At 35.2% G+C, this 21,658-nt stretch carries 21 protein-coding genes and 2 tRNA genes; 8 read left to right on the plus strand and 15 right to left on the minus strand.

What is annotated here, in order from left to right; all coding sequences use genetic code 11:
* Nucleotides 1-117: 117 nt before the first annotated feature.
* The gene (locus AC3IS6_RS01215; RefSeq protein ID WP_489162968.1) at nt 118-2,532 is read left to right on the plus strand and encodes an alpha/beta hydrolase family protein; all 2,415 of its coding nucleotides are present in this window, start codon (nt 118-120) and stop codon (nt 2,530-2,532) included.
* Between the two features lie 95 nt (nt 2,533-2,627).
* On the opposite strand, the gene AC3IS6_RS01220 is transcribed toward AC3IS6_RS01215, so the two are convergent.
* From AC3IS6_RS01220 to AC3IS6_RS01230, 3 genes are all read right to left on the minus strand, one after another.
* Nucleotides 2,628-3,578, minus strand: coding sequence for an ABC transporter ATP-binding protein (locus tag AC3IS6_RS01220; protein WP_489162970.1), 951 nt, complete (start codon nt 3,576-3,578; stop codon nt 2,628-2,630).
* 105 nt (nt 3,579-3,683) lie between these two features.
* The gene (locus AC3IS6_RS01225; RefSeq protein ID WP_173968296.1) at nt 3,684-4,379 is read right to left on the minus strand and encodes a YiaD family glycine zipper/OmpA-like lipoprotein; all 696 of its coding nucleotides are present in this window, start codon (nt 4,377-4,379) and stop codon (nt 3,684-3,686) included.
* An 18-nt stretch (nt 4,380-4,397) separates the two neighbouring features.
* Nucleotides 4,398-4,901, minus strand: coding sequence for a lipocalin family protein (locus AC3IS6_RS01230; protein WP_173968295.1), 504 nt, complete (start codon nt 4,899-4,901; stop codon nt 4,398-4,400).
* 205 nt (nt 4,902-5,106) lie between these two features.
* Here AC3IS6_RS01230 and htpG point away from each other — a divergent pair, with 205 nt between their 5' ends.
* The 3 genes from htpG (at nt 5,107) to AC3IS6_RS01245 (ending at nt 8,845) form a co-directional block, all read left to right on the plus strand.
* Nucleotides 5,107-6,990: a molecular chaperone HtpG gene (gene htpG / locus AC3IS6_RS01235; RefSeq protein WP_489162972.1), complete on the plus strand. Its 1,884-nt coding sequence runs from the start codon at nt 5,107-5,109 to the stop codon at nt 6,988-6,990.
* A gap of 176 nt (nt 6,991-7,166) precedes the next feature.
* Nucleotides 7,167-7,997 (plus strand): hypothetical protein, encoded by an 831-nt coding sequence (locus AC3IS6_RS01240; RefSeq protein WP_489162974.1) that lies wholly within the window; start codon nt 7,167-7,169, stop codon nt 7,995-7,997.
* Nucleotides 7,998-8,128: 131 nt separating this feature from the next.
* Nucleotides 8,129-8,845, plus strand: a complete 717-nt coding sequence (locus tag AC3IS6_RS01245; protein ID WP_173968292.1) for a DUF4369 domain-containing protein — start codon at nt 8,129-8,131, stop codon at nt 8,843-8,845.
* Between the two features lie 118 nt (nt 8,846-8,963).
* On the opposite strand, the gene AC3IS6_RS01250 is transcribed toward AC3IS6_RS01245, so the two are convergent.
* The 8 genes from AC3IS6_RS01250 to idi form a co-directional block, all read right to left on the minus strand.
* A complete protein-coding gene (locus AC3IS6_RS01250; protein ID WP_489162977.1) occupies nt 8,964-9,422 on the minus strand; it encodes a hypothetical protein in 459 nt (152 codons plus the stop codon).
* A 200-nt stretch (nt 9,423-9,622) separates the two neighbouring features.
* Nucleotides 9,623-9,696, minus strand: a tRNA-Thr gene (locus AC3IS6_RS01255).
* A gap of 103 nt (nt 9,697-9,799) precedes the next feature.
* Nucleotides 9,800-9,873, minus strand: a tRNA-Thr gene (locus tag AC3IS6_RS01260).
* Between the two features lie 78 nt (nt 9,874-9,951).
* On the minus strand, nt 9,952-10,218 hold the full coding sequence (locus AC3IS6_RS01265) for a hypothetical protein (protein WP_026982865.1): 267 nt from the start codon (nt 10,216-10,218) through the stop codon (nt 9,952-9,954).
* 57 nt (nt 10,219-10,275) lie between these two features.
* Nucleotides 10,276-11,244: a type I phosphomannose isomerase catalytic subunit gene (locus AC3IS6_RS01270; protein WP_489162979.1), complete on the minus strand. Its 969-nt coding sequence runs from the start codon at nt 11,242-11,244 to the stop codon at nt 10,276-10,278.
* Between the two features lie 60 nt (nt 11,245-11,304).
* Entirely contained in the window at nt 11,305-11,763 is a 459-nt protein-coding gene (locus AC3IS6_RS01275) for a peroxiredoxin (RefSeq protein WP_489162981.1), read from the minus strand.
* Nucleotides 11,764-12,177, minus strand: a complete 414-nt coding sequence (locus AC3IS6_RS01280) for a 6-carboxytetrahydropterin synthase (protein ID WP_173968288.1) — start codon at nt 12,175-12,177, stop codon at nt 11,764-11,766.
* Nucleotides 12,178-12,199: 22 nt separating this feature from the next.
* The gene (gene idi, locus AC3IS6_RS01285; protein WP_489162982.1) at nt 12,200-12,727 is read right to left on the minus strand and encodes an isopentenyl-diphosphate Delta-isomerase; all 528 of its coding nucleotides are present in this window, start codon (nt 12,725-12,727) and stop codon (nt 12,200-12,202) included.
* Nucleotides 12,728-13,020: 293 nt separating this feature from the next.
* Here idi and msrB point away from each other — a divergent pair, with 293 nt between their 5' ends.
* From msrB to AC3IS6_RS01300, 3 genes are all read left to right on the plus strand, one after another.
* Nucleotides 13,021-13,575, plus strand: a complete 555-nt coding sequence (gene msrB, locus AC3IS6_RS01290) for a peptide-methionine (R)-S-oxide reductase MsrB (protein ID WP_489162984.1) — start codon at nt 13,021-13,023, stop codon at nt 13,573-13,575.
* Nucleotides 13,576-13,583: 8 nt separating this feature from the next.
* On the plus strand, nt 13,584-14,201 hold the full coding sequence (gene msrA / locus AC3IS6_RS01295; RefSeq protein ID WP_489162986.1) for a peptide-methionine (S)-S-oxide reductase MsrA: 618 nt from the start codon (nt 13,584-13,586) through the stop codon (nt 14,199-14,201).
* Between the two features lie 149 nt (nt 14,202-14,350).
* On the plus strand, nt 14,351-15,310 hold the full coding sequence (locus AC3IS6_RS01300) for a quinone oxidoreductase family protein (protein ID WP_489162988.1): 960 nt from the start codon (nt 14,351-14,353) through the stop codon (nt 15,308-15,310).
* A gap of 87 nt (nt 15,311-15,397) precedes the next feature.
* On the opposite strand, the gene AC3IS6_RS01305 is transcribed toward AC3IS6_RS01300, so the two are convergent.
* From AC3IS6_RS01305 to AC3IS6_RS01315, 3 genes are all read right to left on the minus strand, one after another.
* Entirely contained in the window at nt 15,398-16,480 is a 1,083-nt protein-coding gene (locus tag AC3IS6_RS01305) for a DUF6630 family protein (protein ID WP_489162990.1), read from the minus strand.
* A gap of 41 nt (nt 16,481-16,521) precedes the next feature.
* On the minus strand, nt 16,522-17,220 hold the full coding sequence (locus AC3IS6_RS01310) for an SMI1/KNR4 family protein (protein WP_489162992.1): 699 nt from the start codon (nt 17,218-17,220) through the stop codon (nt 16,522-16,524).
* A gap of 69 nt (nt 17,221-17,289) precedes the next feature.
* The gene (locus tag AC3IS6_RS01315; RefSeq protein ID WP_489162994.1) at nt 17,290-18,849 is read right to left on the minus strand and encodes an NAD(P)/FAD-dependent oxidoreductase; all 1,560 of its coding nucleotides are present in this window, start codon (nt 18,847-18,849) and stop codon (nt 17,290-17,292) included.
* Between the two features lie 252 nt (nt 18,850-19,101).
* On the opposite strand from AC3IS6_RS01315, the gene AC3IS6_RS01320 reads away from it, so the two are divergent.
* Nucleotides 19,102-19,341, plus strand: a complete 240-nt coding sequence (locus AC3IS6_RS01320) for a hypothetical protein (protein WP_489162996.1) — start codon at nt 19,102-19,104, stop codon at nt 19,339-19,341.
* Nucleotides 19,342-19,445: 104 nt separating this feature from the next.
* Here AC3IS6_RS01320 and recQ read toward each other — a convergent pair whose 3' ends face one another.
* Complete coding sequence (gene recQ / locus AC3IS6_RS01325; protein WP_173968277.1) at nt 19,446-21,641, minus strand: DNA helicase RecQ; 2,196 nt, start codon at nt 21,639-21,641, stop codon at nt 19,446-19,448.
* Nucleotides 21,642-21,658 lie beyond the last annotated feature (17 nt).

Genomic DNA, 21,658 nt, shown 5'->3' on the forward strand with positions numbered 1-21,658 from the left:
CAGTTTTAACCTCAAATACATGAAAAGTATCAAAAATAACGTATAAAATGTAACAAGTTTAAAGTACTTTAGTCAAACATATACGAATACCTATTTTAAATCCCTAAAATTCAAATTATGAAATTAAAGGTCACATTACTCTTATTTCTTAACGTTGGCTTTTTTGCCTTTGCACAGGAAAATCTCACCTACCAAAAACCATCGAAATCTATTTTAGATTTAGCCGATTACGAAAAAGCTCCTACGGTATCTATGGATACTAAAAAAGAAAATATGTTACTGTTGTACAGGAGCACATACAAAACACTTGATGATTTAAATCAGGACGAACTTCGTTTGGGAGGTTTAAGAATTAATCCGGTAACAAACATTTCCAGCTCGGTAACGTATACCACCAATCTTAAATTAAAAAAAATTAACGGTAAAGAAGGAGAAGTTCAGGTTGCAGGATTACCGGAAAACCCAAAAATAAGCAATATCCTTTGGTCTCCAAATGACAAGAAAATATTATTTTCACACACCACAAGTACTGGTGTCGAACTTTGGTTTGTGGATGTTGCAACTGCAAAAGCAACAAAACTTACCGAGGCAACGGTTAACGCCAATTTAGGAAATCCGTTTAGCTGGTTTTTAGACAATGAAACTATTTTGGTAAAAATGCTTCCGAAAAATAGAAAACCATTGTTGGATGCTAAAAAAGATCTTCCAACAGGTCCGATTGTCTCTAACACTGCGGGAACAAAATCTCAAAACAGAACGTACCCTGATATGTTGAAAAATCAAAATGACGAAATTAATTTTGAAAATATCATTACTTCTGAACTATATAAAGTTAATCTTAACGGAACTGCCTCTTTATTTAAAGAAGCAGCAATGTATTCCGGTGAAAGAATTTCGCCAGACGGTAACTTCATTATGTTAACAACGATTCAAAAACCGTTTTCATATGTGGTCCCTTTATACAGATTCCCATCCCGAACTATTGTTTATGATGCAAGAGGAAAAGAGATTAAATTAGTTAACGACGTTCCGTTAAACGAAATAATCCCAAAAGGTTTTATGGCTGTTCGAAAAGGAAAAAGAGAAATGGCCTGGAGAAATGACAAACCGGCAACCTTATCTTATGTAGTGGCTTTAGACGAAGGAGATCCTGCAAACAAAGTTGATTTTAGAGATGAAGTTTTTCTTTGGGATGCTCCTTTTACAAATGAAGGAACTTCTTTAGTAAAAGTACCACAACGTTATGCCGATATTACATGGGGGAACGACAACATTGCTTTTTTAACGGACCAATGGTACGACACCCGTAATACAAAAATCTATTTGATCAATCCATCAAATCCTGCCCAACAGCCAAAAGTGATTACGGACAGAAACCAACAAGATGTTTATTCCGATCCTGGAGTTTTTGAAACCAGAAAGAACGAATACAACAAATATGTTCTGGCAATTGAAAAAGACAACGCTTACCGTATCGGAGAAGGATACACAAAAGAAGGACAATTTCCTTTTATAGATGAATTCAATCTAAAAACATTACAATCAAAACGCATCTATACTTCAGCTTACAAAGACAAAAAAGAAGATTTAATCGAAATTGAAGATTTTAAATCCGGAAAAGTTTTAGTACAAATTCAGTCTAAGAGTGAATATCCGAATTATTACTTTAGAAATATTAAAAAGCAAAACAGCTTAACACCGATTACTTCTTTCAAGAATCCGTTTGAAAGCATTAAAAATGTGAGCAAAGAAGTGATCAAATACAAGCGTAAAGATGGTGTTGAACTTTCAGGAACTTTATACTTACCAGCTGGTTATGATAAAGTAAAAAAAGAGAAATTACCTTTATTAATCTGGGCTTACCCTGCTGAATACAAGGACAAAAACAGCGCGGGACAATCGACTCAAAATTCAAACGAATTCACAACTCCTTATTACGGATCATTTGTGTATTGGGTAACTAAAGGATATGTAGTTTTAGACGATGCTGCTTTCCCAATCATTGGTGAAGGTACTACGGAACCAAATGATAATTTCATTTCTCAGTTGGTAGACAACGCTGCTGCGGCAATTGATGCCGTTGATGCTTTAGGATACATCAACCGTAAAAAAGTAGCTGTTGGAGGACATTCTTATGGTGCTTTTATGACTGCAAACTTACTGACGCACTCGAACCTTTTTGCTTGTGGAATTGCCCGAAGCGGTGCTTACAACAGAACGCTGACCCCATTTGGATTCCAGACTGAACAACGTAATTACTGGGAAGTTCCAGAAGTTTACACGGCAATGTCTCCTTTTATGAATGCAGACAAAATGAAAACACCTCTTTTGTTAGTACATGGTGAAGCCGACAATAATCCAGGAACTTTTACTTTACAGACAGAGCGTTATTATCAGGCTTTGAAAGGCTTGGGAGCTACCGCAAGAATGGTTATCCTGCCTAAAGAAGCACATAGTTATGTTGCCAAAGAAAACATCCTACACCTACTTTGGGAACAAGATCAGTTTTTAGAAAAGTACTTAAAAAACTAAAGTCATCTACAAATAACAAATCCGACAGACTTTTGAAACCTGTCGGATTTAACAAAATAGCCCTAAACTTAATTCGTAAGTTTAGGGCTATTATTTTATAGATAATTTAAACCTAAAAATATTTCCTGTTCCAGAGGCAAATCGATTTCACTTTCAAAAAACACCAGCTGTCTTTTATAAACCGTTTCAATGAGATAGTGATTTCCTCTAAAATAAGTTCTCCTGATTTTTACCGGCAGATTCGATTCTGTAACCATTTTAAACTGATGTGGATATACCAGGGTTTTATGCGTTTCATCTTCATAAGGAACCAACAGATAAGTAGGAACTTCGTTAACCTCTCCAAAAAGAGATGCTACGTACTTCGTTTCAGGATCTTCATAAATTTTAGTTGGATTATCCTTAACTAGAACCTCTCCGTTTCGCATCACAATTGCTTCATCGGCAAATGACAAAGCATCTGTACTATCGTGTGTTGCAATGATACAAGTAATTCCTTTTTGCTTTAAATAACGAAATAAATTTCGGCGTAATGCATTTTTTCTGAAAGCATCAATTTGACTGAAAGGTTCATCCAATAAAATCACTTCGGGTTCCAAAGCCAGAACTCGCACCAAAGCAACTCTTTGCTGCTGTCCACCGCTCAAAAATTTAGCTTTTACGTTCGAGAACTGCTCCATTTCTACCATTTCCAACAACTCCTGAACGCGCAATTTTTTCATATTTGCAAAACCATTCGACAGAAACTTGCCTACATTTTCGGCCACTGTTTCAAAAGGAGACAAATCAAAATCCTGCGCCAGATATTTCATAAAAGGCATTCCGGGAATCAGATTGTATTTTGGACCTAAAATAGGTTTTTCATTATAAAAAATCTTGCCTTCGTCTAAGTTGTACAAACCGTACATCAACTTTAGGAGTGTACTTTTTCCGCAGCCGCTCTCACCAATAATGGCAATATTCTCACCTTTATTTATAGTAAAAGAAACGTTTTTTATAACAGGGTTTTCGGTGTACGAAAAAGAAATATTTTGAATGTCAAGCATGGGTTGTATTTGAAAGGCCAAATTTACAATGTTTAATTTCTAAAGTCAAAAAAAAGCTGCTTCAATTATGAAACAGCTTTTAAGAAATTTTATTGCGTTTGAAAACTATTTTCCAGCCTGAGCTTTAGCGTCATTTACCATTTTGTCATTTGCAGTGATCGAAAACTCTACACGACGGTTTTGTGCTCTTCCTTCCGGAGTATCGTTTGGTGCAATTGGATCAACAATACCTAAACCTGAAGTTTTGAAACGGCTTGATTTTAATCCTTTTGAAACCAAATAAGCCTGCACAGAAGCAGCTCTTTGTCCTGAAAGTGTCAAGTTGTATTCTGGTCTTCCGGTATTATCAGTGTATCCGAAAATTTGAATATCAGTATCTCCGTATTCACTAAATACTGGTACCAATTTATCTAGATTAGCTTTAGCCTGAGGTGTTAAAGAAGATTTATTCGTGTCAAAACGAACTGCATTTTCATTTAAGGTTAAGTGAATTCCTTCTCCTACTCTTTCTACATCAGCACCTGGTAAAGCCTGATCAATTTCACGGGCTTGTTTGTCCATTTTATTTCCAATTAGAGCACCAGTTCCTCCACCTACAGCAGCTCCAATTGCAGCTCCTAAGGCAGCGTTTCCGCCTTTTCCTAGGTTATTTCCTAAAACAGCACCTATGATACCACCCGCAACTACTCCAATTCCGGCTCCTTTTTGAGTATTATTTGCATTTTTTACCGAATCACAACTTGTAAAAAAACTTGCCAATACAAGTAAACTACTCAAACCTAAAACTGTTATTTTTCTCATCTTTCTCTATTTTTAATATTAATTGGCTCTTTGAAACTGGTAAACTACATCTTTCGTTTGTCCACCCACATTAATGTTATCGATCAACTGAAATGAACTTTCAGTTAAACCTGCAACTTTTAGTAAGTAACCATCTCTCACTTTTTTTGCTTTGATACCAGCATCCAGAATCTTAAGCACAAACAGTCCCTGATTGTTAATACTCCAAACAATCGGAGAACTAAATCCGGTACAGCTTGCTGCTGTTAAAGCCATCGTTCCCTTATTATTATTGGAGATAAAACTCCACGTACTTCCAATAAAACATTTAGAATCTGCAAGATCAAAAGAATTTACCTTGATATATTCAGAACCTGGATAAGACACATTGGTTAACACCCAATTTCCTTTAAGAGCTACTTGAGAAGGTCTGTCAAGTTTAGTCGATAACGTAGTTGCTCCGGATGAAGCTGTTGTAGACGAAGCTGATTTACACGCGAAAAACATCGTGGCGATCATGCAAATGAAAATAATTTTCTTCATTTTGTACATTTTTTTTAGAGTTAATACTGACACGTTTAACAATTATTATACCACAAAGATACAATTCATAGGGATACCTTCGGTTTCAGAATCTAATTATTTTCTTTCAAAATTAACACTTGCGCCATTTTGTCACCCAAAAAAACAATGGTATCCTATTTGAAGAAATGAAAATCATCACATTAAACTAAAAAATTAAAAAAATATGACAACAGGCAAAATTAATGTTTCGGTAGAAAACATCTTTCCCTTAATCAAAAAATTCTTATACAGCGATCACGAAATTTTCTTGCGTGAGCTGGTTTCAAACGGAACTGATGCTACTTTAAAGCTAAAACACCTTATTAGTATTGGTGAAGCCAAAGTAGAGTACGGAAATCCGATTATTGAAATTAAAGTAGACAAAGAAGGTAAAAAAATCCACATTATCGATCAAGGTCTTGGAATGACAGCTGACGAGGTTGAAAAATACATCAACCAGGTTGCCTTTTCAGGAGCTGAAGAATTCCTGGACAAATACAAAGATTCTGCTAAAGATTCTGGAATTATTGGTCACTTTGGTCTTGGTTTCTATTCTGCGTTTATGGTTGCAGAGAAAGTAGAGATCATCACAAAATCATACAAAGACGAACCGGCTGCACACTGGACTTGCGACGGAAGCCCGGAGTTTACTTTAGAGCCAGCTGACAAGACTTCACGTGGTACTGAAATCATTTTGCATATTGCTGAAGATTCTCTTGAATTTTTAGAAGATTCAAAAATCAGCGGATTATTAAATAAATACAATAAGTTTATGCCAGTTCCAATTAAATTTGGAACCAGAACAGAAACACTTCCAAAACCGGAAGATGCTCCTGAGGATTACGTAAATGAAACTGTTGAAATCGACAACATCATCAACAATCCAAATCCGGCATGGACTAAACAACCAAGCGAATTATCTGACGAAGACTATAAAAACTTCTACAGAGAATTGTATCCAATGCAGTTCGAAGATCCGTTGTTCAATATTCATTTAAATGTAGACTATCCTTTTAACTTAACCGGAATTTTGTACTTCCCTAAGTTAGGTTCAGACATGCAGATTCAGAAAGATAAAATTCAATTGTATCAAAACCAGGTTTACGTTACAGATAACGTAGAAGGAATTGTGCCTGAATTTTTAACGATGTTGAAAGGTGTTATTGACTCTCCGGACATCCCATTGAACGTTTCTCGTTCAGGCTTACAGGCTGATGGTGCAGTTAAGAAAATTTCCAACTACATTACTCGTAAAGTAGCCGATAAACTAAAAGCTTTGTTCAATGAAAATCGTGCTGATTTTGAGCAAAAATGGAACGACATTAAAATTGTTTTAGAGTACGGAATGCTTTCTGAAGACAAATTCTACGAAAAAGCTGGTGCGTTTGTATTATACCCAACAGTTGACGGTACTTATTTTACTCTTGAAGAATTAAAAGAAAAGCTAAAAGAAAACCAAACCGACAAAGACGGAAAACTGGTAGTTCTTTACGCTGGAAACAAAGATGCACAGCACTCTTATATTGAAACAGCAAAAGAAAAAGGATACGAAGTATTGCTTTTAGATTCGCCAATTATCTCACACTTAATTCAAAAAATTGAAGGTGACAACAACGATTTAACTTTTGTACGTGTAGATTCTGATCACATTGATAATTTGATCAAAAAAGATGAAAACACGATTTCTAAATTGTCTGATGAAGAAAAAGAAGCTTTAAAAACATCTTTAGAAACATACATCCCTAAAGCATACTCCGTACAACTGGAAGCAATGGACAGTCAGGCAGCTCCTTTTATCATCACGCAACCTGAATTCATGCGTAGAATGAAAGAAATGAGCCAGTCAGGTGGAGGCGGAATGTTCGGAATGGGCAATATGCCGGAAATGTACAATTTAATTGTAAACACAAATTCTGATTTAGCAACAAACATCATGAACACAGAAGACAAAACACATCAGGAACACTTGGTAAAACAAGCTTTAGACTTAGCTAAATTGTCACAAAACCTATTAAAAGGAGAAGCTTTAACTGCTTTCGTAAAAAGAAGTTTTGAAATGATTAAATAAAACTTTTAGTAATACAAGTTTTCAAGACTAGAATTTAGGCCCTGTAAGTAAACTTGCAGGGCTTTTTACTTTACCCCCCCACAAGCCCCTTTGAATCCAATTGATTTTTTTATTGCATTTCATTTTTTTCATTACATTTGAACGCCTTATAATCTAATCAAAAAACAAAAACTACTATGAAAAAGACAGCTTTTTTATTCCTAACCATTTGTGCAACAGCATTAACACAAGTTTCCTGTTCAAGCAATGACGACACAAAAAAACAATCTGAATCTGATGTCACATCAGTTGGAGCTTCACTTACCATCGATGCCATTAACGATATGGACATCAAAACCGGGTTAATCGTTACAACAAAAAAACCCTCCTCAGCAAAATCAGACGAAACAACACCCGGAATCTGCGGCACAATTACAATCACACAACAAAGCCCAACCTCTTATCCTAAAGTTTTCACAGTAGATTACGGAACCGGATGCACCGACAATCTGATCAACAGAAAAGGAAAATTAAAAATCACGCTTTCAGGACCAATAATTACTACCGGAAGCAAAATAACCATCGAAAGAATCGACTATTCTTTTAATAGCATAAAATTGGAAGGAACAATAGAATACACCAACACAACAACTGTGACAACTGTACCACAATGGAGCCGAAAAGTGACCAACGGAAAGTTTACTGATTTAGAAGGCAGAGTTTATCTAAACTCAGGAAGCTGGACTGTAAAACAAACTGCGGGTGTCGACACTCCTTATGTTCTGGAAGACAATACATATGAAATGACTGAAGGAAACCACACTATCACCAGCTCAAACGGAGCTGTATTAACCTTAACCGTTCAGGAATCATTGATTAAAAAATATTCTTGCGATTTTATTTCCAAAGGAAAACTGAAAGTTCAGGGTAATCTACTAAACGGAGTGGTTGATTATGGCAACAATGATTGCGACAAAAAATTCACTTACACAAACGAAAACGGAACTACATTTAATCTCTCCATGTAACACTCTTTATTCCCAAAAATATCAAATCCCAATCTAGAAATAGATTGGGATTTATTTTTTTGCAAAATTTAAATGCTACCACAGTACATTCAAACTATTTTCTTTATTTTGCAGCAAAATCTAAAAAACCAATGAAAAAATCAATTATTGCTTTTGTTACACTTGCCCTATTAGCATCTTGCAGCAAAAAAGAATCAACTGACGGCTTGCACCTTACAGGAAATATAAAAGGATTAAAAAACGGAACTTTATACATTCAAAGAATCGTTGACACCACACTTGTTGCTATTGACAGTATCAAAATAGACGGAAATTCTTCGTTTGAAAGCAATGTAAAACTAGAATCCCCTGAAATGCTTTATTTATTCCTGGATCGTGGAGTAACCAATTCGCTGGACAACAATGTTATGTTTTTTGCAGAACCCGGAAACATCAACATTGACACGAACTTAGATAACTTCATTTATGGCGCAAAAATCACAGGATCTAAAAACCAGGAATTATACGAAGAATATAAAAAAATAAATTCCCGTTTTAATGACGAAAGCCTTGCCATGGTAGAATCTAAATTTAAAGCTGTAAAAAGACAAGATCAAAAAGCCATTGACAGCATTAACATCAAACAGGAGTCTAACATCAAAAGAAAGTACTTATACGCTACCAACTTTGCCCTTAATAATAAAGATCACGAAATAGCCCCTTATATTGCTTTAGCTGAGATCTACGACATCAATATTAAGTTTTTGGATACTATTCAAAAATCAATGACGCCAAAAGTAGCAAGTTCACTATACGGCAAAAAACTAACAAAATACGTTGCTGACATTAAAAAAGAACAGCAAAAATAAATTTTAATAAAAAATGTCCTGACTATTCAGGACATTTTTTTTATTGCAAATTATCATTAAATCGATTGACCTAAATCTTAATAATCCGAAATTTACAAAATAGTATCTTACTCTATTTCTATCTTCCAAGCAAAGCACCCAGAATTCCAAACACAAATAAAAGTCCGTATAATGCTAAAATAGCCAGCATTAAAATACCTATAAACTTATAATGCGATTTAAGATAACCCAAAGAATTCGTCAACAACACCGAATCGTTATCTCTAAAAGCTCTCTTCGTAGTTACGGCAAACTTGTACAGATAATAAACCGGGAAGAAATAAACCGCTGCAATAAAAACATAGAAAAATCCCATTAATACTCCAAACGAGCCTCCAAAACCTCCCATTCCAGCAATACTATTTCCCATTACCGAAAAAATAGTTCCTGCAAAAACAGCAATCACAATCATTAATCCAATTCCTATGAATCCTAAAATTGACAAAAAATAAGCCCATTTAGCGGTTTCCTTTAAAAAGTCTTTCGCAGTTTGGTCAAGCTGCAACTCAAATTTTTCAAAAACTGACGTTTCTTCCATTTTTAATTTGTTTTTTTGGTTAAGCAACAAACATAAGAAAAATAGTATTACGATATATTTAAAAGAAATCCGAATACTTAAATCAATAAGATATCTATCGTTTCAAATACAGATTCCAGACTCTTCCGGCCCATCTTCTTCATTTACTTCATTTAGGCATAAAAAAAAAACCATCACTAAGAAGTGATGGTTTTACGTTGAGCCGGCGGAGGGACTCGAACCCACGACCTGCTGATTACAAATCAGCTGCTCTAGCCAACTGAGCTACGCTGGCGACTCATTACGGGTGCAAATATAAAATGGATATTTGAATTTTCCAAAATTAATTTACTGCTTATTTTCATAAAAAACCACCACTAAAAGTGATGGTTTTATTGAGCCGGCGGAGGGACTCGAACCCACGACCTGCTGATTACAAATCAGCTGCTCTAGCCAACTGAGCTACGCTGGCGACTCATTACGGGTGCAAATATAAAGCGGTTTTTCGTTTTACCAAAATAAATTTGCACTTTTTTATACTTTTTTTCGCTTACAATTCGTTGATTTTAGCAATCAATTGATTAGCAGTTTCTTCCAATTCAACATTGATTTGTTTGAAGTGTGCTTTTTTGTTTTCAACGTTCTTAGCATTTACTTTTGTGATCAAAGTATCAAATGCAGCAATAGCCTGATCGATCAAAGCATTCGTTTCTGGAGTAGGATTTCCTGTTGTTGACATTTCAAACAAGTAAATTGCCTCAATAATATCTCCTAATACAAAATTGATGTCTTTCTTTAAGTTTTTAACGTTTGCCATTTTTATTTTTATTTTAATTTGCGACTGCAAAAGTACACATTATCTTTTTATTACACGCTATGAAATGTAAATTTCTAAAATTGAAGCATTTCCAACTAAAATAAATGTATTTATCTCAGCCGGAACCAAAACGGTATCTCCTTTTCTGTAGAATCCTTCAAAACCTTCATATTCGATTTTAAAATCTCCATCAATGCACATATACACCGTAAAAGTTTCCCCAGATTTAGAAATTTCAACCTTACTTTCTAACGGAATAAGATTAGTCGTAAAATAAGGACAATCTACCACAACATTAGAAGTGTTTACTTTTGTCTCATATTCCTTTTGTGTTTCTATTTTATTGTAATTTATAGCATCTAACACTAAATCTACATGGAGTTCTCTTTTATTTCCCTGAGCATCTGTACGGTCAAAATCATATAAACGATAAGTTACATCAGATGTTTGTTGAATTTCAGCAACTACCAATCCAGCACCAATTGCGTGAACAGTTCCCGTTTCTAAAAAGAAAACATCACCCGCATTTGCTTTCACTTCATCTAAGATTGAAACCAACGTTTTATCATTTAAATGTTTCAGATATTCTTCTTTATTAGAATCTTCCTTAAATCCCACAATAATTCTGGCATCGGCATCAGCCTGCATCACATACCACATTTCCGTTTTACCAAAAGAGTTGTGTCGCTTTTTGGCTAATTCATCATTTGGATGTACCTGAATAGAAAGATCTTCATGAGCATCCAGATATTTAAAAAGTAACGGAAATTGTTTTCCAAACTGACCGTAAACTTTTGTTCCTAAAATTTCATTTGGCATTTCGGTAATAAGCCCCATCAGGGATCGTCCTTTCAAAACTCCGTTTGAAACAACACTTACATCACCTTCAACAGTAGATAATTCCCAACTCTCCCCTGTATTCTTTGACGTGATCGGTTTATTGAGAATCGTTTTTAATTTCTCCCCACCCCAAATCCTATCTTTTAAAATAGGAACAAACTGTAAAGGATATAATTTTATATTCATGTATTATTCAGGGCTAAAATCTTAATTATTATATCAGCGACCAGATACTATTTCATACTTCTACAATACTAATTCTTTGATTGTTTCCATTGCTTTCTGAATATGCTTTGCAGCATTCATACTATCAAAAATCAAAATAACTACTCCATTTTTATCAATAATGTAAGTAACTCTGCCTGGCACAAGACCAAACAACGTATTGCGCACTCCGAAAAGATGTCGCAACTTTTTATCCTGATCAGATAGTAGTATAAAAGGCAATTGATGCTTGTTGGCAAATTTATGATGTGATTTTACACTATCGCTGCTTATACCAATAACCTCAGCACCCAAATCTTTAAAATCTTCGTATTGATCTCTAAAACTACAGGCTTCAGTAGTACATCCAGGTGTATTATCTTTGGGGTAAAAATAAATCACGAGCGGCTTTCGACCCAAAACACTTTGGCTTTCAAAAACTTCTCCATGACTATCTTTTGCAGTAAAATTCGGAACTATATCTCCTATTTTTAATGACATTTATTCTTCTCCTTTATAAGTTACAAAATTGCGGTCCGTTTCATTCAAAACAATTTCTAAATCAAAATCAGGTTGAATTCTTTTTTTAATTTTATTCCATATCACAACAGCAATATTTTCAGCTGTTGGATTCAAATCCTGAAATTCCGGAACATCCAGATTCAGGTTTTTGTGATCAAACGGAATCTCCACTTCTTCTCGTATGATATCCGCTAATACTTTCACATCTAAAACAAAACCGGTTTCCGGGTCAATTTTTCCTGTAACACTTACTGTTAAACCATAATTATGACCATGAAAATTGGGATTATTACATTTTCCAAAAACAGCATCGTTTTTTTCAAATGTCCAATCTTTCCTGTGCAATCGATGTGCAGCATTAAAATGTGCTTTTCTTGATATGGTTACTTTCATTTGGGTTGGTGGTTAGTTTGGTTTAAAGTTTATGATCTTCTAAATAATGATAAAACTCATCAAAAATTATTTTGAACCATACAGTATAAATTTCAGGCTGTCTCTCAATATCTATCTTTACATCTTCTATTTTCATCCATTTCCAATCTTCAACTTCGTCACGATTGATAGCCGGATCATTATTAAAATATCCAATCATAACGTGATCGAGCTCATGTTCCGTCAAACCATTATCAAAAGGCGCTTTATAAATAAAATGAAAGAGCTCTTTCAAATCTGTCTGAAACCCCATTTCTTCAAACAGTCTCCTGCTTCCGGCTTCAACATTTGTTTCTCCTTCACGTTGATGACTGCAACATGTATTGGTCCAGAGTAAAGGTGAGTGATATTTTTGATGAGCACGTTGTTGTAACATTATTTCATTTTTATCATTTAAGACAAAAACTGAAAAGGCACGGTGCAAAAGAGCCTTTTCATGCGCTTCTAATTTTGGCATTAGGCCAATTTGCTCATCTTGTTGGTTTACGAGTATTACGTTTTCTTCTATCATAGGGCTTATTGATCAAACAAAAATACGAAAAAAGAAATGGCTTGAAAATCTCAGAGGAGATTGTGAAAAGTTTAACGAGCCTGGATTTTCGCAAAAAACTGACTGTCAGAAAAATACAAACCGATTAATCTTCAAACCTCTTTAAAAATAAGCCTTAAAAACTGAATCTCTTTATTTTGCGTACATAATAAAAGTTAAAACATACTTAAAAAAATCTGAATTGTAAAGTACGCGACATTTCCGGGCGAAATCTAAACGTATCTTTGAAATACAGAATTAAAGCACTCAAAAAAATGAAAACAAAAACACAATTTCTCAGTCTTTGCTTTTTAATTCCGCTCTTTATTTTACAGGCATGCGGACAAAACGCAAAAAAACAAAATACAAAAACGGCAGTCATGGAAAACAAAATCAGCAAACCCGGAAATCCTTATTATTCAAATACCGACACTACTAAACTCAATGTTAGTAATACCGAATGGAAAAAAGTATTACCCGAAGATGTATATGCTGTAATGCGTGAAGCCGATACCGAAAGGCCTTTTACAGGGAAATACTGGAAATCAGACGAAAAAGGAACCTATTATTGTGCCTCTTGCGGCAATAAACTTTTTCGATCCGGTGCTAAATTTGCCAGCAGCTGTGGATGGCCAAGTTTCTTTGAACAAGAAAATAAAAACAGCGTAGTTTACAAAAATGATAATTCTCTGGGAATGGAAAGAATCGAAGCGTTATGCGGGCGCTGTGGCGGGCATTTAGGTCATTTATTTGACGACGGACCTCCACCAACCGGAAAACGTTACTGCATGAATTCAATTGCCCTTGACTTTATTCCTGACACTAAATAAAATTAAAGATGAAAAATATATTTCTGATTAGCATTTTTGCCTTATCTATAAACGGATTTGCACAAAATAGCAAAACAAAAAGCACTTCAAATCTTGAAACAATTACACTTGGAGGTGGTTGCTACTGGTGCGTAGAAGCCGTTTACGAAAATTTAGGCGGTGTAAAATCTGTAGTCTCCGGTTTTTCGGGAGGAAAAGTTGCCAACCCAACATACGAAGAAGTCTGCACAGGAACAACAGGGCATGCCGAAGTAGTTCAGATTACTTATGATAAAAATATAACAGACCTTAATGAAATCTTCAAAGTTTTCTTTACCGTTCATGACCCAACTACATTAAACAGACAAGGTGCTGATGTTGGCACACAATATCGATCTGTTATTTTTTACAAAAATGACGAACAAAAAAAGGCCGCAGAAAGTATTATTGCCGAACTGAACAAAGCAAAAGTTTATAGTAGCCCAATCGTTACAAAAGTCGAACCTTTTAGAGCTTTTTACAAAGCCGAAGATTATCACCAAAATTACTATGCCAACAACAAAAACCAACCGTATTGTAAAATGGTGATTCAACCTAAAATTGAAAAATTTGAAAAAGTTTTTAAAGACAAACTCAAAAAGAAATAATACTTGTTTATAAAGGTTAATACAAGTTGCCGTTCACTCTCGTGGACGGTTTTTTTATTATCTTTTCTCCTCAAAACACATCTTTAAGAACTCTTTTAAAAACTGCAAATTAATTTTACCGTAATTTGTATTCTCAAAATAATGTAAAAATGAAAGCACTTACCTTTTCTTCTTTCGGAAATTCTGATGTTTTGGAATATATTGAAATTCCGAATCCGCAACTAAAAAACGATGAGATCTTAGTCGAAATGAAAGCGATTGGATTAAATTTTGCAGACGTTTACAGACGAAAAGGAAACTATCATTTAAAAGGAAACCCTCCTTTTATTGCGGGTTACGAAGGTGCCGGAATTATAGTCGATGCCAACAATCATCCCGAATATAAAGTTGGGGATCACGTAGCTTTCGCCGATGCCCCTTTTGCAAATGCCGAATTAGTCGCAGTAAACACAAACCATGTTTTACCTTTGCCTGATACAATTTCGTTTGAAACCGCTGCCTCAGTTTTACTGCAAGGTTTAACAGCACATTACTTAGCGACTGACAGCCATAAAACCGTAAAAGGCGAAACAGTATTAATTCATGCTGTAGCTGGTGGAGTTGGACAGATTCTAACTCAAATCAGCAAGCTTTTAGGAGCGAAAGTAATTGGTTTAACCTCATCTTCAGAAAAAGCAAAAGTAGCATTTGACCAAGGGGCAGATCAGGTTTTTCTTTATAGTGAAGACTGGAAATCACAGGTTTTTAAAACAATTCAAAATGGTGTAGATGTTGTTTACGACAGTATCGGAAGTACTTTAAGTGAGAGTTTTGAAGTTACAAAAGAATGCGGACAAGTAGTTTTCTTTGGAATGGCAGGCGGTGATCCGGAACCGGTAGATCCGAGAATGCTGATGGACGGCTCTAAAACGCTCACCGGAGGAGATTTATGGAGTTACTTAAATTCCAAAGAAGAAAGGATCAAAAGAGCAACGCAATTATTCCACTGGATTTCTGACGGAAAAATCAAACTTTCCGAACCAACTTCTTTTAAATTATCAGAAGGAAAACTAGCACACGACTATCTGGAAAGTAGAAAAAGTACAGGAAAGATCATCCTGATTCCTTGATTTTTTTGCCACGAATTCACGAATTATTTAAGATAAAATTCGTGAATTCGTGGCGGTCTTTTTAATGCAAAACCCAAGAAATATCGCTTAAATCAACCTGTCAATTCCCATTCCGGTTATTTCAGACAATTCTAATATTCTAGTTACATCCTTTTTATTTGCCACAAAAAACAGATAACTATCTCCCTGAGTATCATAACTCATTAATTCCAGGTCTTGCTTTACCAGTTCTTTCTGAATATATGGAAACAAATCATGACTATAAGTCTCTTCAGGATATTCAAAGTTAAAAGGCTCCCCAATCATTTCTGAGATAAAATATTCAGCATCTTCGGGATCAAATTTCCAGTCACTGTGCCAGGAGTTTATTCCTTCAAAAAAGTCAAATTCGTAATCATATTCTTCATCCCCTTCCTCTAATCCAAAATTATCAAAAAGTACCTGAGATTGGCCTTCCAGCAACTCTTCTTCTATCTCTCCTCTCGAAATTAATTGTAAAAACTCTTTAAAATGATCTATTGAAACTTCATCCGTCATTAGACTTTCAGCAGAAGGTCGAATAATTGTCGACGGCAATTCAATTTCCATATACTGACAAATTCCCTGTAGCACTGTTTTGAAATCTTTAAAACCTATTTTTTCAATTTCATTATTAGGCGCTTCAATATCTACTGGCTCAACCTCCAGAAGTCCTTTTGTATAATCAAAGAAATAACTGTTAGAGTATAACATTTTAAAATCATTTGACTCTAAGCTATTGGTACAACAAAAGATGATAATAAAGTTTTGTAAAATATGCTTCAGGTGCTTTTTCATCTCTGATGAAGGCTCTGAATAAAATTCAATATGAAGATAATTGTACACGGGCTCCCCGAGCATTTCTTCATCAGAAAGCGGAGCAATATTTACCTTTTTATACAATTCGTTTAGAACTTCATACGCGTTTTTGAATCCGCTCTTTTCGATTTCAATTCTGCTATCTTCATGATCAAATGAATCCGGAAAAGAATACATCGTCGCAGAAACCGCATCATGAATTCCTTTCATTTTAAAATCCACACGACCTGACCCATTTTGCAGATAAGTATAAATTGAATTCAGCACATCAAAAGAAACGATTGATTCCGGATCGTTATTTCTTCCGAAGAAGTTAGAGAAGAAGTTTTTCATTTTAGATACAATAAGTTTTTCGAATCTAAATTAAGTATTTTTTATTCATTTGAATATTTAAAAGTAACATCCATTTTATCGAACCAAATATTTTCAACTAGCAACTTTTGCAATTCAAGATCTGTCAGGAATCCTCTTGCATCTTCTTTACTTTTTTCGACAAAAATCTGGTAATCAACAATGTCACGTTTTAATAGTTTTTGCAGAACTTCTTTTCGTTCCTCAGTTAGATATTTTTCATGAGATTTAAATACCTGTTCAATATTACTCTTAAACTCCTCTTCACTTTCCTCATTATAAATATCTTGCTGAGACATATCAGTTAATAAGGTTCTAAAAACAAAGTCTTCCAGATTCTTTGCCAGATAATTCACCTCATTATTATCATGCCATACAAAAACTATTGGCACATTTCCATCTTCTTCTCCATTCAGAAAAAAACAAAAATGATCACCTGCACCACTTTTAGCAAAAGGGATGAATCTAAACTCTTTTTTGATCTGGCGGTAATCATCAGGATTAGTAAGCCGTTCAATTTCTCTACTAACTCCTTTTAAACTGAGCAATTCAAAATCATACGAATGCAGAAGTAATGGCGGATTTTCTTTTAATTTCGGATAAACATCGGAATACCAATTAGGCCCATATTCACCTATATCAAGCATTCCATCTTCGTATAACTGCTTATACAAAGATGGATACTCAAACTCGTATCTTTTCTCAACATCTTGTAGCATCATCTAATAACATTTAAATTGCACCACAAATATAGCACTTTTACAAAAAGCAATCTTTTTACTACAAAATTTTTATTTTAAAGTTTCAGCAATCATTAAAGCGCATTTTTCTCCATCAATGGCTGCGGAGATAATACCACCCGCATATCCGGCACCTTCTCCACACGGATACAGTCCTTTGATTTGCAAATGCTCATAAGTCATAGGATCTCTAGGGATTCGAACAGGAGATGACGTACGACTTTCCGGAGCATGCAAAATAGCCTCATTGGTTAAATAACCGCGCATTGATTTCCCAAATTCCTTAAAACCTTCACGTAAAATTTGCGACAAAAATCCCGGAAAAACCTGCCCCATTTCAACCGAAGTTGTTCCGGGAACATAAGACGTTTTTGGAATATCAGCCGAAACTTTATTCTGTGTAAAGTCCACCATTCGTTGTGCAGGAACCTTCTGAGTTTCTCCAGCCAAATGCCAGGCCTTTTGTTCAATACTTTTCTGAAATTCCATTCCAGCCAAAGCTCCAAATTTTGCAAAAGGTTTAAAATCTTCCAGTTTTAATTCAATTACAATCCCTGAGTTTGCTGTAACCTGATCTCGTTTTGATGGAGACCATCCATTCGTGACAACTTCACCTGGACTCGTTGCACAAGGCGCAATTACACCACCCGGACACATACAAAACGAATACATCCCACGACCGTTAACTTGTTTCACAATAGAATATGGTGCAGGAGGCAAATGTTCACCGCGATAATCACAACTATACTGAATACTGTCAATTAATTGCTGAGAATGTTCTGCACGAACTCCTAAAGCAAAAGGTTTTGCTTCTATAAAAATTTTCTTTTTATCTAGTAATTCAAAAATATCACGTGCTGAATGCCCTGTTGCGAGGATTAATTTATTTGCCAGAATCTTATCTCCGTTTTGAGTAACAATTCCTTCAACTTCATTATTTTTTACCAAAATATCAATAACGCGCGTATCAAATAAAACCTGACCACCAAACTCGATGATTTTATTTCGAATATCTTCAATAATTTTTGGCAACTTATTGGTTCCAATGTGCGGATGCGCTTCTACCAGAATATCCTCTGAAGCTCCAAATGCAACAAGAAGCTCCAAAATTCGAGTCACATCTCCACGTTTTTTAGAGCGCGTATACAATTTCCCATCCGAATAGGTTCCTGCTCCACCTTCACCAAAACAGTAATTAGAATCTTCGTTTACCAAATGATCAACATTTATCGCCTTTAAATCGCGACGACGACCACGAACATCTTTTCCGCGTTCAATTACAATCGGCTTTAAACCTAATTCTATTAATTGCAGTGCTGCAAAAAGTCCGGCCGGGCCCGCTCCCACAACAATCACTTCCTGCGCCGAAGAAACGTCCTTATATACAGGTAGTTCAATTTTTGTTTCCTGAAAAGGTTCTCCTTTTAAATAGATAATAACTTTTAGATTGATTTTGATTGCTTTTTGACGTGCATCAATAGATCTTTTCAGAATCGAAACATGTTGAATTTCTTTAGGAGAAACCTTTATTTGTTTAGACAAATGGTCTTTCAGCAACAATTCGTTTGCTGCTATTTCCGGCGTTACCTGAAGTAAAAGTTCTCTTGGCATTGTATTTTTATTTATTCAAATTAGCTTTTCTATTTATGAAAAGAACATGCAAAAATAACATTTTGAAATGAAAATACATCAATTGAAAATTTTATCTGCCTATGACGATAACGTCCTGTCACATTGAGCGAAGTCGAAATGCAGCAAAGGTTCTCGACTCCGCTCGAACTGATAATAGAATAACTACAAAGAACAAGTTTCAAAAAAGACTTTGTACCTTTGCCTCTTTGAACCTTTGTACCTTTAAAAAAAATGTCTAGAAAAATAAAACTAATTTGGGATTTCCGTGGTCCAGCTGCTGAAAAAACAGCCGAACATCATGAAATTCATTTGAAAGAATATGTTGCTATCGAAAAGCTTCCATTAAACATTACTGGATTTAAAATTATAAACGATATGCATGCGATCGCTTTTATGGTAGTTACAGATGAAAATATGATTGCTGTACGTGATGCATTGAAACCACATAGAGGGGAAGTATTTGAAGGGTAAAATTCTAATTTTTGGGTGAAATTCCAATAAAAAAAAACCAAATTCCATTGCTTAAGCAGCTTGGAATTTGGAATTTATATTTTTATTTATTTTGTAATTTAATTTTAATTAGCGACTTCACTGATAAATTTAATTCGCATTAAGCGCAATTCATCGATATCATAATCGCCATCAAATTCTTTAAGCGCATCCTCGATTTTATCGGATTCAGATTCCATGAAATAATCATGAATTTCTTCCTGTTGGTCGTCATCCAACATATCATCAACCCAGTATTTGATATTCAGTTTTGTTCCCGAATAAACAATTTGCTCCATTTCTTTAATCAAAGCATCCATGGAAAGTCCTTTTGCGGAAGCAATATCACTCAACGGTAATTTTCTATCTATATTCTGAATGATGTATAACTTATTTGCCGAATTGACTCCGGTAGATTTTACCACCAAATCATCCGGACGAATGATATCATTGTCTTCAACATATCTACTGATTAAAGACACAAACTCGCCTCCATACTTTTTAGCCTTTCCTTCACCAACACCATGAATATTAAACAATTCGGTTAAAGTAATTGGATATTTCAAAGCCATATCCTCAAGAGATGGATCCTGAAAAACAACAAACGGAGGTACTCCCAATTTCTTGGCTACTTTTTTACGCAATTCACGCAACATACCCATTAAAACTTCATCGGCAGTTCCTGATGATTTTGCTGCAGTTACGATAGCTTCATCTTCAGACTCATTGTATTCATGATCTTCAGACATCAAAAATGAAACTGGCTTTTTAATGAAATTCAAACCTTCTTTAGTGATTTTCACTACACCATAAGTTTCAATATCTTTAGACAGATATCCTGCTACTAAAACTTGTCGAAGCAGGGCCATCCAATATTTTTCATCGTGATCTGAACCTGATCCAAAAAACGATTGTGTATCTGTTTTGTGCGCTTTAATTACAGCATTTACGCGACCAATTAAAGTAAACACAATTTCTTTTGATTTATAAATGTGCTTGGTATCCCGAACAATCTCCAACAATTTAACCACCTGATCTTTGGCTTCAACTCTTGTTTTGGGATTACGAACGTTATCATCCATATCGGCACCTTCACCGGTTTCACTGTCAAATTCTTCACCAAAGTAATGCAACAGAAATTTTCGACGGGACATCGAAGTTTCGGCATACGCAACCACTTCCTGCAAAAGAGCAAATCCAATTTCCTGTTCTGCCACTGGTTTTCCAGACATAAATTTCTCCAGTTTCTCTACATCTTTATAGGAGTAATAAGCCAAACAATGTCCTTCTCCTCCATCACGGCCGGCACGACCCGTTTCCTGGTAATAACTTTCAAGTGATTTTGGAATATCGTGATGAATTACAAAACGAACGTCCGGTTTATCAATCCCCATTCCAAAAGCAATAGTTGCTACTACCACATCTACATCTTCCATCAGAAACATATCCTGATGTTTTGCACGGGTTTTAGCATCTAAACCAGCATGATATGGAACAGCACTAATGCCATTAACCTGTAAAACTTCGGCAATCGATTCTACTTTTTTGCGGCTTAAGCAGTAAATAATCCCGGATTTGCCTTTATGTTGTTTGATAAATCGAATGATATCCGACTCTATATTTTTTGTTTTCGTACGAACTTCGTAGTACAAGTTAGGTCTATTGAATGACGCTTTAAAAGTATTAGCATCAGACATTTCAAGATTTTTTAGTATATCTTCCTGAACTTTTGGGGTTGCAGTTGCAGTAAGCCCAATAATAGGTACTTTACCTAATTGTTTGATTATATTTTTCAGATTACGATATTCCGGTCTAAAATCATGGCCCCATTCTGAAATACAATGCGCTTCGTCAATAGCTACAAATGAAATGGGCACACTTTGCAAAAAGGCTACATATTCTTCTTTTGTCAATGATTCTGGTGCGACATACAAAAGTTTGGTCAAACCTGAAGTGATGTCTTTTTTAACCTGGGCAATTTCTGTTTTGGTGAGAGAGGAATTTAGCACATGGGCAATTCCGTTTTCTGAAGAAAGGCTTCGAATAGCATCAACCTGATTTTTCATCAAAGCTATCAAAGGAGAAACAACTATAGCTGTTCCGTCCTGAATTAAAGCGGGTAATTGATAACAAAGAGACTTTCCACCGCCAGTTGGCATAATTACAAAAGTATTCTTCTTATCTAAAATACTCGTAATGACTTGCTCCTGCAAGCCCTTAAATTGGCTAAAGCCGAAATACTTCTTTAATTCCTTGTGTATTTCAATTTCGTTTGAATTCATTCTTTATATTAATGGAT

It is taken from the genome of Flavobacterium sp. KH_035 (genome assembly GCF_057839565.1).